At 65.6% G+C, this 11,577-nt stretch carries 15 protein-coding genes and 2 pseudogenes; 8 read left to right on the forward strand and 9 right to left on the reverse strand.

Going from position 1 to position 11,577, the window contains the following annotated elements; all coding sequences use genetic code 11:
• Positions 1-488 (forward strand): dephospho-CoA kinase (locus WEA77_RS14430; RefSeq protein WP_368068574.1); only part of this gene is annotated, 488 nt, incomplete at its 5' end.
• Positions 485-1,185: pseudogene (gene dnaQ / locus WEA77_RS14435) on the forward strand (DNA polymerase III subunit epsilon). The gene WEA77_RS14430 and the pseudogene dnaQ, both read left to right, overlap by 4 nt.
• 3 nt (positions 1,186-1,188) lie before the next feature.
• On the opposite strand, the gene secB reads toward dnaQ, so the two are convergent.
• On the reverse strand, positions 1,189-1,674 hold the full coding sequence (secB, locus tag WEA77_RS14440; protein ID WP_368068575.1) for a protein-export chaperone SecB: 486 nt from the start codon (positions 1,672-1,674) through the stop codon (positions 1,189-1,191).
• Positions 1,675-1,808: 134 nt separating this feature from the next.
• Between secB and WEA77_RS14445 the strand changes: the two genes are divergently transcribed.
• From WEA77_RS14445 to WEA77_RS14455, 3 genes are all read left to right on the forward strand, one after another.
• On the forward strand, positions 1,809-2,423 hold the full coding sequence (locus WEA77_RS14445; protein WP_368068576.1) for a Tim44/TimA family putative adaptor protein: 615 nt from the start codon (positions 1,809-1,811) through the stop codon (positions 2,421-2,423).
• A gap of 75 nt (positions 2,424-2,498) precedes the next feature.
• On the forward strand, positions 2,499-3,719 hold the full coding sequence (locus tag WEA77_RS14450) for a murein transglycosylase A (protein ID WP_368068577.1): 1,221 nt from the start codon (positions 2,499-2,501) through the stop codon (positions 3,717-3,719).
• Positions 3,719-4,243 (forward strand): Smr/MutS family protein, encoded by a 525-nt coding sequence (locus WEA77_RS14455; protein ID WP_368068578.1) that lies wholly within the window; start codon positions 3,719-3,721, stop codon positions 4,241-4,243. Before WEA77_RS14450 ends, WEA77_RS14455 begins: the two co-directional genes overlap by 1 nt.
• On the opposite strand, the pseudogene WEA77_RS14460 reads toward WEA77_RS14455, so the two are convergent.
• The 3 genes and pseudogenes from WEA77_RS14460 to WEA77_RS14470 form a co-directional block, all read right to left on the reverse strand.
• Positions 4,240-5,295: pseudogene (locus WEA77_RS14460) on the reverse strand (aspartate-semialdehyde dehydrogenase). The gene WEA77_RS14455 and the pseudogene WEA77_RS14460 overlap by 4 nt on opposite strands.
• Positions 5,296-5,322: 27 nt before the next feature.
• The gene (locus WEA77_RS14465) at positions 5,323-5,994 is read right to left on the reverse strand and encodes a DUF1013 domain-containing protein (RefSeq protein ID WP_368068579.1); all 672 of its coding nucleotides are present in this window, start codon (positions 5,992-5,994) and stop codon (positions 5,323-5,325) included.
• A 150-nt stretch (positions 5,995-6,144) separates the two neighbouring features.
• Entirely contained in the window at positions 6,145-7,119 is a 975-nt protein-coding gene (locus WEA77_RS14470) for an NAD(P)H-quinone oxidoreductase (RefSeq protein ID WP_368068580.1), read from the reverse strand.
• A 107-nt stretch (positions 7,120-7,226) separates the two neighbouring features.
• Here WEA77_RS14470 and WEA77_RS14475 point away from each other — a divergent pair, with 107 nt between their 5' ends.
• Together WEA77_RS14475 and WEA77_RS14480 are read left to right on the forward strand one after the other, a co-directional pair.
• Positions 7,227-7,412 carry a DUF1192 family protein gene (locus WEA77_RS14475; RefSeq protein WP_368068581.1) on the forward strand — a complete coding sequence of 62 codons (186 nt, stop codon included), beginning with the start codon at positions 7,227-7,229 and terminating at the stop codon, positions 7,410-7,412.
• A 62-nt stretch (positions 7,413-7,474) separates the two neighbouring features.
• Positions 7,475-8,020, forward strand: coding sequence for a DUF1465 family protein (locus WEA77_RS14480; RefSeq protein WP_368068582.1), 546 nt, complete (start codon positions 7,475-7,477; stop codon positions 8,018-8,020).
• Between the two features lie 126 nt (positions 8,021-8,146).
• On the opposite strand, the gene WEA77_RS14485 is transcribed toward WEA77_RS14480, so the two are convergent.
• Positions 8,147-8,773 carry a TetR/AcrR family transcriptional regulator gene (locus tag WEA77_RS14485; protein WP_368068583.1) on the reverse strand — a complete coding sequence of 209 codons (627 nt, stop codon included), beginning with the start codon at positions 8,771-8,773 and terminating at the stop codon, positions 8,147-8,149.
• Between the two features lie 158 nt (positions 8,774-8,931).
• Here WEA77_RS14485 and WEA77_RS14490 point away from each other — a divergent pair, with 158 nt between their 5' ends.
• Positions 8,932-9,555 carry a carbonic anhydrase gene (locus WEA77_RS14490; RefSeq protein WP_368068584.1) on the forward strand — a complete coding sequence of 208 codons (624 nt, stop codon included), beginning with the start codon at positions 8,932-8,934 and terminating at the stop codon, positions 9,553-9,555.
• Between the two features lie 110 nt (positions 9,556-9,665).
• On the opposite strand, the gene ppa is transcribed toward WEA77_RS14490, so the two are convergent.
• The 4 genes from ppa to WEA77_RS14510 form a co-directional block, all read right to left on the reverse strand.
• On the reverse strand, positions 9,666-10,199 hold the full coding sequence (gene ppa / locus WEA77_RS14495) for an inorganic diphosphatase (protein ID WP_368068585.1): 534 nt from the start codon (positions 10,197-10,199) through the stop codon (positions 9,666-9,668).
• Between the two features lie 89 nt (positions 10,200-10,288).
• The gene (locus WEA77_RS14500) at positions 10,289-11,125 is read right to left on the reverse strand and encodes a lysophospholipase (protein WP_368068586.1); all 837 of its coding nucleotides are present in this window, start codon (positions 11,123-11,125) and stop codon (positions 10,289-10,291) included.
• 55 nt (positions 11,126-11,180) lie between these two features.
• The gene (locus WEA77_RS14505; RefSeq protein WP_368068587.1) at positions 11,181-11,474 is read right to left on the reverse strand and encodes a putative quinol monooxygenase; all 294 of its coding nucleotides are present in this window, start codon (positions 11,472-11,474) and stop codon (positions 11,181-11,183) included.
• On the reverse strand, positions 11,474-11,577 hold a 104-nt coding region (locus WEA77_RS14510; protein WP_368068588.1), incomplete at its 5' end, for a putative 2OG-Fe(II) oxygenase. The genes WEA77_RS14505 and WEA77_RS14510, both read right to left, overlap by 1 nt.

Here is an 11,577-nt window from a genome sequence, read left to right on the forward strand (position 1 = left end):
AGGGCGGCGCCGCTGTGGAACACATTGAGGCCGCCTTTCCGGGCGTGACGGAGAATGGCGCAGTCAACCGCATACGCCTGCGCACCCGCGTGCTCGACAATCCGGACGCGATGAAACTGCTTGAAGGCATCGTCCATCCGCTCGCCGGCGCCGCGCAGCTCGATTTCCGCAAACGTGCCCACGCAGAAGGCGCGTCATTCTCGGTACTCGACATCCCGCTCCTGTTCGAAACCGGCGGCAACCGGCACTGCGATTTCACGCTTGTCGTTACGGCGCCTGCCGAAATTCAGCGCCAGCGGGTTCTCGCCCGCCCGGGCATGACGCCTGCAGCCCTCGAAGCCATCCTCGCCCGCCAGATGCCAGATGCCGATAAGCGCGCCCGCGGCGATTTCATTCTCTCGTCCGCGCATGGCTTCGACTTTGCCCGCGACCAGGTTCGCGCCATAGTCGCCCTGATGATTCGCCTTGCCACAGAGAGAAACAGATGACTGACCGGATCCGCGAAATCGCGTTCGATACCGAAACCACCGGCCTCAACCCGGCGGACGGCGAGCGTGTGATCGAGATCGGCGCCGTCGAGCTGATGAACCATATCCCGACCGGGCGCACCTTCCGCCGCCTGATCAATCCCGGCCGTCCGGTCTCCGAAGCCACATCCGTATCACCGGCATCACGGACGCGGACCTGAAGGACAGGCCGCCTTTCGAACATCCCGATATCGTCGATGCTTTCCTCAGTTTCCTCGGCGACGCGACACTCGTCGCGCACAACGCGGCCTTCGATCGGGGCTTCCTGAACGCCGAACTTACCCGCTGCGGGCGACCGCCGGTTCCCGAAGAGCGCTGGATCGACACCGTCGCGATGGCCCGCAAGCGCTTTCCCGGCGCCCCCGCGAGCCTCGATGCGCTGTGCAAGCGGTTCGACATTTCCCTCGAAAGCCGCACCTTTCACGGCGCGCTGCTCGATAGTCAGTTGCTCGCCAGCGTCTATCTCGAACTGATCGGCGGACGCGCCCGCGCGTTCAGTTTCGACGGGGCCAATGGTCTCTTAGAAGGCGAAGCCCGCCCTCCCGCAGCGCAGCGCCCGGCGCCGCTCGCCTCGTCTGCCACGCCGGAAGAATTGGCGGCGCATGCCCGGCTCGTTGAGAAGCTCGGCGCCGGGGCGCTCTGGAACGCCATCACCTAACAGTCAGGCGTTGCCCGTTCGCTCTGCGGCCTTGCGGTACTGGGCCTGGTAGAGTTGCACGAAGTCGACCGGATCGATCAGCAGGGGCGGAAAGCCGCCCTCGCGCGTGATCTCGGCAATGATCCGGCGCGCAAACGGGAACAAGAGGCGCGGGCATTCGATCAGCAGCATCGGCTCGATCTGCTTTTCCGTGACGTTCGACAGCTGGAACAGGCCGGCATAGTCGAGTTCGGTAATGAAGAGTGTCGTCTCGCCCGAAAGCGCCTTCGCCGACAGTTTCAGCGACACTTCGAACAGGCCATTGCCGTCGACATGCGGGGCGGCGCCGACATCTATCCCGAGGTCGATATTCGGCTGGGTCTGCACAGGCGCATGGCCCGGGTTCTCGAATGACAGGTCTTTCACATACTGGCCAAGCACGCGCAGCGAGGGCGCCGGCTGCGCAGGATCACCTTGACTGGGGTTTGCGGGCGAGCTGGTATCTGTCATTATATTACCTCTACTTGTGTGGCGGCGCGTAGCATGCGCCCCTTGGCCGCGCAACGCAAAGGCTGGCACCCCAAGCGTGCCTGCACTATCTACCCCGAAGCCTGCCTCGATCAATTTAGGAACCCGCTGCCGACATGTCCAACCCCGTCATCGAAGTCCTCATCCTGGCTGCCGTGGCACTTTTCGTGCTCTGGCGTCTCTATGTGGCCCTCGGCCGGGGAGGGGACGAGCGCCCGATGCAGCGCCCGTCGCCCGCGCCGGAGCAGCGCGAACGCGCGCCGGAAGCGCCCCCTCCGGCGCCCCGCCGCACCGAAATGGAGCGCCCGATCTTCACCGGCCCCGCCGCTGCGGGCCTCGAGGAAATCTACAATGCCGACCGGTCATTCACCGCCGAGGAATTCATCCGCGGTGCAAAGGCGGCATACACCATGATCGTCGGCGCCTATGCGCGCGGCGACCGCGCCGCCCTCCGCCCGCTGCTGGATGACGATGTCTACGAGGCCTGGGACGCCGCGATTTCCGCCCGAGAATCTGCTGGTGATCGCGCTTTCGAGCTGCTGCGGGTCAAACGCGCTGAGATCGAGCGCGCCGAGCTGGATGGCGGCACTGCACGCGTCTGGGTCCGTTACGAGGCCGAACTGGGCGACGGCGAAGTGACGCGCACCGCAAGGGAAATCTGGACCTTCAAGCGCGAAGTCGCCTCCAGTGACCCGAACTGGCTTCTGGATGACGTGGACGTGGCGGGCTGAGCCAGCGGCTCTGGTTCGCCTCCAAAGTGAATCTGCGGGTGACAGGCTGGGGCGTTTCGCTTCATATGCGGCCTCATGCGCACCCTGAAATTCATACTTCCCGCCCTGCTCTTTCTGGCGGCCTGCCAGACCCAGCCGGCGCCGATTGAGCATCGCCCCGTTCCCGGCACATCCAGCACACCGGGCACGACAGGGCCTATGCCGCCTGCCAATCCGGCCACTTACCTCGAACTTCCCGGCTGGAGCGCTGCGCCGCTGGCCGCCCCGCTCGAAGCCTTCCGGCGCACCTGCGACCGGTTCAGCCGCCGCGCGTGGGATGCGCCGCTCTCGCGCAGCGCCGCATGGGCTGGGACCGCGCAGGACTGGGCGCCCGGCTGCGAATCCCTGATCGCCGCACGAGACGATACCGCCGCTCGCCGCATCTTCGAAACCCAGTTCGTACCGCTCGAGATCATCGACCGCGATGGCAAGGACAAGTTCACCGGCTATTTCGAGCCACGCTATGAAGCGCGCCGATCGCCCGAAGGCGTGTTCACCGAACCGGTCTTTGCCGTGCCATCCGACTTTGTCGCGAATGGCGACAGCCCGCTGCAGCGTTTGCCCGATGGCTCCACCCGGCCGTATCCGCCGCGCGCCGACATCACCGCGCGCGCCGGCAAGGCCATCGCTTACGCCCATCCGGCGGATGTCTTTTTCCTGCAAGTGCAGGGCTCCGGCCGGCTGAACTTCCCGGATGGCTCGACTTTGCGCGCCGCCTATGCCGCCCATAACGGCCAGCCGTTCAAGTCGGTCGCTAACTGGCTGATCGAAACCGGCCGCATCACGCGCGGTGAAGGCTCCATGCAGGGCATCCGTGGCTGGATGGACCGGTCGGGCGCAGCCGAAGTACGCGAGGCGATGAACATCAATCCGCGCTTCGTCTTCTTCCAGTCGCTGCCGGAAGGCGACGTGAACCTTGGCCCCAGCGGCGCGCACAATGTGCCGCTCACGCCGCTCGGTTCAATGGCGGTGGACCCCGAGTTCCACGCTCTCGGCGTCCCGATGTTCGTGCAGACCACAGCGCCCGGCCTCGGCGGCGATTGGTCGGGCCTTCTCGTCGCGCAGGATACCGGGGGCGCCATCAAGGGCCCGGTCCGGGGCGACATCTATTTCGGGACAGGCGTCGATGCTGGAAACCGCGCCGGCACCATGAACGCCAGGGGCCGCCTCTGGGTGCTGCTGCCGCGCGGGGTGGCCGAGCGGATGTTTGCCCAGGGCCTTGTCGCGAGCTTGCCGGCCACCGGCCAACCGGGCTGATGGCCCGCCGCACCCTGTCAGCCGAAGAGGCCCGCGCCTGGGCCCGCGTTGCCGCGACGGTGAAACCCATCGGTCCGCGCGCCGCTGACCTTGAAGAGTTTTCCGCCGCGCTGGAAGCCGGCGGCCCGGATCTCGACCCGGATCTCGGTGCGCCGAAGGCCTCCGCAAGGCCAAGGGCATCACCCGCGCCCAAACCGCCCGCGCCGCCGGCCGAACGCAGCGGGGAGAAAAAGGTCCGGCGCGGCAAGCTGGCGGTCACCGCGCGGTTTGACCTGCACGGACATACCCAGGCCAGCGCCTCGCGCGCTTTGCCGGACTTCCTCGAACGTCAGCAGGCGGGCGGCGCGCGCTGTGTGCTTGTCATCACCGGCAAGGGCAAGGAAGGCCAGGGTATCCTGCGCCGTAACTTCCTGCTCTGGCTTGAATCGCCGCCCGCCCGCCGCCTCGTGTCGGGCTATGCCGGGTCGCACCCGAAGCATGGCGGGGCAGGGGCCTTCTATGTCTTCCTCAGGAAGCCCGCTTAGCCCGCCCGCTGCGCCAGCAGCACTTCGGCAACCTGCGCTGCGTTCAGCGCCGCGCCCTTGCGCAGGTTGTCGTCATTCAGCAACAGCGCGAGGCCGTGCGGCGCGCGTCCGGTCAGGGCGGATGCGGCCGACATAGACCGGATCGCGCCCCGTCGCCTCAAGGGCGTTCGGAATCCCGGTGACCACAACGCCCGGCGCCTGACCCAGGATTCCGGTCGCCGCCGCCGCACTGACCGGGCGCCCGAATTGCGCATTGATCGGCACTGAGTGACCCGCGCAGACCGGCACGCACACGCAGGTGCCGGACACCGGCAGGCCCGGGATCTCGAGGATCTTGCGCGTCTCGTCGCGCGGTTTCAGCTCTTCGTCCGTGTACCCGTCTTCGCCGGGCTTGTAGTTCAGGGCGACCCCGTTGATGGCAATCGGCACGGCCCATTTCTTCGGCGCCGGAAACGTCATGGCACCGCCCCGGCTGGCGAGGACGCCGGCGCCTTTGCCCAGCGCATCGATCTGCAATTCCAGCTCGGCCACACCAGCCACACCGGCGCCGGACCCCGCCTGGCAGGTGCTCGCCGCCAGCCGCTTCAGGCCCGCCCGGTCATGCAGCTGTTTCAGCACCGGTTTCAGCACCGGCATGGCGGCCATCGTCTTGCAGTTGGGGTTCGCAATGTTGCCCTTGGGGATCGATCTCAGCGCATGCCGGTTTATTTCCGCTACCACCAGCGCCGCGTTCGTGTCGCTGCGCCAGGCCGGGGAATTGTCGATCACGGCCGACCCGGCTGCGGCAAGTTTCGGGGCCAGGACCAGCGAAGTTGATCAGCCTGCGGAAAAGAACACGATGCCGAGACCCGCGTAATCCGCCGCCGACGCATCCTCCGCGACGATACTTTCGCCGCCGAACTCCGGCTTTGTGCCGGCCGACCTGGGCGAGGCAAAGAAGCGGATCTGGCTTAGCAAAAACTCCGCTCCGCCAGGATATCCCGCATCATTTCACCAACAAGGCCCGTCGCGCCGACAATGCCGACGCGGGGGCGCGAGACGTGCTCGGCCATTTAAGTCCGGAACCTCAGGGCAGGGGATTACTCGAAATCGCGGAACACATCATCGGCCGAGAATGTTTTGCGACGATCCTCTTCCGGCTCCGGGACGAAGGGCACCGGCGTGTCCTGCGCAGGCGTAAGGCCCGGGCCTTCCGAGCGCGCGGCTTTCTCAGCGTCCATCTTGCGGCGCTTGTCGGCGGCTTTCGCGATCACTTCGTCCAGCTCGATCTGCGAGCAGAGGCCCAGCGTTACCGGGTCGACCGGTTTGATGTTCGTCGCGTTCCAGTGCGATTTGTCGCGCACATTGTTGATCGTCGCCTTGGTTGTGCCGATCAGCTTGATGATCTGCGCATCCGGAACTTCCGGGTGGTGACGGATGAACCAGGCAACGGCGTCCGGCTTGTCGGCGCGGCGGATCACCGGCGTGTAGCGGCTGCCCTTGCGCTTCGGCTGCGGGATATGGTCGATGCGCGACTGTGCGACCTTCAGTTCGTAATCCTTGTCTTCCTCGCCCTTGGCGATCTCCTCGCGCGAGATGATGCCGCCAGCGATCGGATCAACGCCGCGCATGTTCTCGGCCACATCGCCGTCCGCGATGCCCTTCACTTCGAGATGGTGCAGGCCGCAGAATTTCGCGATCTGCGCGAAGGTCAGCGTCGTGTTGTCGAGCAGCCAGACAGCAGTGGCGCGCGGCATGAGAACGTCGGACATCGGAATACTCCTCAAAAAAACTGCCGCCTGAAATGCAGCCGCCCGGCACTTGGGGTGCCGGGCGGTCAGGGTTCAGCACGGCCAAAACCTTGAGGGCGCTATACTCCAGATGGCGTCCGCTGGAAAGGGACCGTCTGGATTCGCCGCAATTCAGACCCTGAGGAGGATTTTCCCTGAATGTCCGCCATGATTCATGCGGGCAAGGGCGGCCTCCGCCTCGGCGAGTGGAAAGGTCCCGTCCAGCACCGGACGGATGCGTCCCGACAGCACATGTGGCCAGAAATCCCGCTCCACCGCGTCGCGGATCCGGCGCTTTTCCTGCACCGGCCGCGCCCGCAGGGTCGTCGCCATCAGAGACAGGCGCTTCATCAGCACCGGGGCGAAATTCACGCTGGCGGCGAACCCGTCCTGATAGGCAATATTGATGATCCGCCCGTCGAGCTTTGCGGCCGCAATGTTCTTCTGGATATAGTCGCCGCCCACCATGTCGAGCGTCACATCCGCGCCGCCCTCTGCCTTCACCACGTCTTCGAAAGCTTCGGTGCGGTAATTGATCGCGCGTGTCGCGCCAAGCTCGCGGGCCAGCGCGCATTTCTCCTCCGAGCCCGCCGTCCCGAAAATCTTCTGCGCGGCCCAGACCTTGGCCATCTGCAGCGCCATCACGCCGATGCCGCTGGTGGCGCCGTGGCACAGAAAGGTCTCACCGGGCTTCAGGCAAGCGCGGTCGAACACGTTCGCCCAGACGGTAAACAGCGCTTCCGGAAAACAGCAGGCAAGCTGCAGGTCAAACCCTGAAGGGACGGGGAGGACCGAGCCCTCGTCCGCCACGACATGGCTCGCATACCCGCCGCCCGCCAGCAGCGCCGCCACCCGGGCGCCCGGCTTGTAGCGTTCCGTGCCAGGCCCCACGGCTACCACGATGCCGGACACTTCCAGCCCGAGGATCGCAGAAGCCCCCGGCGGCGGCGGATAGGCGCCGGCCTTCTGCGCCAGATCCGCCCGGTTGAGGCCGCACGCCGCAACCTCGATCAGCACTTCGCCCGGCCCGGGCGCGGGCATCACCATCTCGGTCAGCACCAGCGGCTCACCGGCAGGGGCAAAGGCGGCTTTCATCACGGCGGTCATGTCGTCGCCTCCATCAAGGGCAGGAACAGGGATCAGGAACAGGGATTCGGAGTCGCTTCTAGCCCGTCTTTCTGCTTTTCTGAACCCGTTGTATGGGGGGGCCCGCGATGGCGATGCCAGATGAAGAACCGGTGCTGGTGCAGCGTGCGCAGGCGATCGACCAGATGTCGGTCGCGGAACTCGAAGTGCGCATCGCGCGTTTACAGTCGCAGATCGCGGCCTGCGAGGCCGAGATCGAGAAGAAGAAAGCTCAGAAGCGCGCCGCCGATGCGCTATTCGGGGGCGGCAGTTAAGTCTCGCGAAAGGGCTGGCCATTAGGATTTGCCAGTTGGACGCGGCAAAGCGGAGTGGGCGAATGGCAGAGCGTGATCCGGTCGGACCTTCGGGCACACCTGAAGCCTTCACAGGCGGCAAGCTGTTCGACACCGTGTTCACACGCGGCATGGCCCTCGTTGAGGAAACCGCGTCCTATCTGGACGGCCCCGGCCGCGAGCAGGCCAAAACCCTGCCCCGGGATGCGAGCCTCATTTATTCTGCCTGGAGCATGGAGCTGACGACGCGCCTGATGCAGGCCGCTTCCTGGCTGGTCATGCAGAAAGCCGTGCGCGACGGAGAAATGCGCCGCGAGGACGCCAATTCCCGCAAATACCGCATCCACCGGGACGATCCGCCGCTCGATCCGGTCGCCCAGAAAGATCGCGGCCTGCCGCCCCGCTTCCTCGAACTCGTCGGCCGGGCCGAGGCCCTGTACGAACAGATCTGCCGCCTCGACGAGGCGCTGTATCGTGGCACGTCGGCCAAGCCGCCGACCAATGCCGTCTCCGACCAGATCGCCCAACTCCAGAAAGCTGCCGAAACCGGCGCCTTCGATCCGCTGATGGTCTGGCGGCGTTCCAGGTAGACGGCGGCGCTGCCGCGATCCTTGAACGGCGCCAATCCCGTCAAGGCGACCGGTCTTCATGGCGCCGTCAGGCACCCGGATTCCGCCGCAATGACAGAATTTGAAGTGTGAAGAGGCGGGGCCCGCCTACAACGCCCCATACGTTCTGAGAAACGCGGCCGACTGATCCGCACAGAAGCCATCTTTCACCGGCGCGCGCATGATCGTCAGGCGGTGGAAGATCGGCCCCAGCAGCTGCTCGATCACATCATCCAGCTCGAAATCGCGCCGGATCACGCGTTTTGCCGCCAGTTCCGCCAGCAGCATGCGTAGCGGCTGGCGAATGTCGCGGCCCACCCAGGCGCGCCAGACTTCGCCGGCCTCCTTGTCATCGGCCGCCGCCAGCAGCGCCACGCGCAGCACGGCATGGCCCTGTCCGGTCCGCGCGGCGGCTTCCAGCGGGATGATCAGCGCGGTGATGCGCTCCTGCGGGTCACGCCCGCCTTCCGGGGCGTCCGGGATCAGCGCCAGCGCCGCATCCACGCACATCGCGCCAATTGATGGCCACCAGCGATAGATCGTCTGTTTGGATGCGCTTGCCCGTTTGGCCACCGAGTCGACGCTGAACCCGCGCCAGCCGTTCTCTGCCATTTCCTCGCGGGCGGCCTCCAGGATTGCGGATTTCGACACCTCGCTGCGCGTTGGCCCCTTGCGGGACTTGCCCGAAGCTCCCGGGGCAGGGGCAGCATTCTGCGTGTCGCTCGGCGTATTCATCGGGAAGCTCCTTGGGCCCCCCGCGTTATAGCCGGAATCGGCCGGGGGGCGAAACCGATCGTTCCGTTCTAGGTACCAATTGGTTTCGAAATCGCTTGCGGGCGCGCAGGAATTGCTTATCCCGCGGCGGGCACACACAAAATTGTGCTGGAGCGAACATGAAGACGGTGGACGATCTGATCGCCGGTTACCGCCGGTTCCGCGCGGGCGTATATGCCGAGCAGGTCCAGCTCTACAGGCAGCTGGGGGAGGGGCAGGACCCCGACGTTATGCTGATTGCCTGTGCTGACAGCCGGGCGGAGCCCTCCGACATCTTCAACGCTGCGCCCGGCCAGATGTTCGTGGTCCGCAATGTCGCCAACCTGGTGCCCCCCTACAAACCGGACGGCGGCCTGCACGGCGTCTCGGCTGCGCTCGAGTTTGCGGTCAATGTCCTGAAGGTGCGCCATATCGTGGTCATGGGCCATGGCGGCTGCGGGGGCGTCACAGCCTCGCTGACCAAGAATGACAGCCCGCTGATCGGCGAATTTGTGGCGCCCTGGGTCAAGCTGCTCGACGATGCCCGCCAGCGCGTGATGGAATCAGGCTCGCTCAACCCGCAATTCGCCCTCGAACTCGAAGGCATCGAAACCTCGCTCGAAAACCTGATGAGCTTTCCCTGGGTCGCCGAAAAGGTCGCCGTCGGAGGCCTCGAACTCCACGGCGCCTGGTTCGCTATCAAGCACGGTGAACTCCACTGGCGCAACCCGAAGACGAAACGCTTCGAGATCGTCGCTCCGTAGAAGCTGCCATCAATCCCGGGCAGCGCGAAGCGCGTGAGCCGAGACCTTCTCTCCCAGGTCACCCACTTCCATACACAAAACCGGATCGCTATATCCCCCGACGCGCGGGTTCAGCCTTCCGCCTTGCCGCGCTCCACCGCGTCGCGGATCAGTTCGCGCGCCTTGTCGACGCCGTACCAGCCTTCGACGCGGGTCCACTTTCCCTGTTCCAGGTCTTTGTAATGCTGGAAGAAGTGCTGGATCTTGTCGATCAGCGTCTGCGGCAGGTCGTGATAGGTGGCGATCTTGTCGTAATAGGCCGTCGTCTTAGGGTGCGGCACGGCGAGGATCTTCTCGTCCTGGCCCTTGTCGTCCGTCATCATCAGCACGCCGACCGGGCGCACACGCAGCACGCATCCCGGCACAAGCGGGCGGTTGCCAACGACCATCACGTCGATCGGGTCGCCGTCGAGGCTCAGCGTGTGCGGCACGAACCCGTAATTACAGGGATAGCGCATCTCGGTGTAGAGGAACCTGTCCACGAACATCGCGCCGCTTTCCTTGTCGATCTCGTACTTGATCGCATCCCCGCCCAGCGGTACTTCGATCAGCACGTTCACATCGTCCGGCGGATTGTTGCCCGTCTTGATCTTGGAAAGGTCCATGTCGCGCGTCCTATGGAAGCCGTAGCGTTTCAGCCGTCCGGATGACGCGCCGCAGCAAGAAGGTCAAGCCGGAGCGCGCCGCGAGTGCGTTAACGCGGCCGTCTTGCCTCCAGCCAGCCAAGGATCAGCGCCAGCGCCTCGTCCCGGTCGAGATCGTTGAGCAGTTCGTGATAGCCTTCCGGGAAAACCTGCAGCGTCTTGTCGCTCGCCCGGATCATTCCGAAGAAGCGCTCCGACCCCGCTGCCGGGGTCGCCGTATCTTTCGCCCCGTGCACCACTAGCACCGGCGCGCGCCAGTCCTCATACCGCCGCCAGCCATCCTCGCTGACCGCAATCGCTGTCGCCCCGAGCCGGGCAGGCGGCGGCAACAGGCAGATCATCGGGTCTGCTCTGTAAGCCGCCACTTCAGCTTCGATCCGTGACAGGCTCTCCGGAGCAATCGGCGGCGTCAGCCGCGCGCCCGGCGCCACAAGCGAGACCAGCCCCGCAACCGCCTTCAGCGCCCCGCCAGGTTCCACCAGGATTGCCGGCGCGCTCAGCACTACGCCCGCCGCCCCGGCCGGCGACCTTGCCACGCTTGCCGCCGTGACCAGCCCGCCGAGGGAATGGCCGAACAGGAACACCGCAAGCCCCTCCGCCGCCAGCGCTGCGCGCGCTGCGATATGGTCCTCCACCGCCCGGTGCACATCCGCCACGCCGCGCGCGCCGTCCGAGCGGCCATGGCCTTCAAGGTCAAACGCGTGGACATCGAAGCCCAGTGCAACGAGGTGCGGGATCAGCCGGTGATAATGTTCGAGATAGCGCTCGGCATACTCCCCATATCCGTGCGCCAGCAGCAGCTTCGCCTTCGGCGCGGCGCTGCGCCAGACATAGCCTGCTCGCCCCCTCCCGAAATCCCAAGCCTCGGTCTCAGGTGTGTCTGCCATCGGGCGCCTCCTGTCTCGGCCTTGATCCTGCGCGACTTTTGCGCCGGGCGCCAGTTCAGGGGCGTATCTCGCTTGCTGAAAAGATATTCATCTCTGTCGGGGCAGGGGAGAGAGCCCTCATCTCCCGCACGAAGGTATTGGTGTCCGCCGCCGCGACATGCGCCCTCAGCGCCGCCATGTCCGCCCAGGATTCTACGACCACCAGCCGCGCCGGATTCGCGCAATCGGCATGCATATTACGCGCGATACACCCCGGCTCGGTGCGCGGGCATGCTGAATGCTCCGCACACAAACGGGTAATCCACGCCGCCGTCTCCGGCGAGGCCGTCACATGTCCGATGACGAGGATTACTTTCGACGCACCGCATAATTGAAGCTCACCGAAATCCGCGCCTCGTCACTCGCCGACGCCATGACCTCATGCCGCAGCCAGCTTTCCCACAGCAGGCACT

The organism is Hyphomonas sp., from assembly GCF_040882205.1.
Classification (GTDB): domain Bacteria; phylum Pseudomonadota; class Alphaproteobacteria; order Caulobacterales; family Hyphomonadaceae; genus Hyphomonas.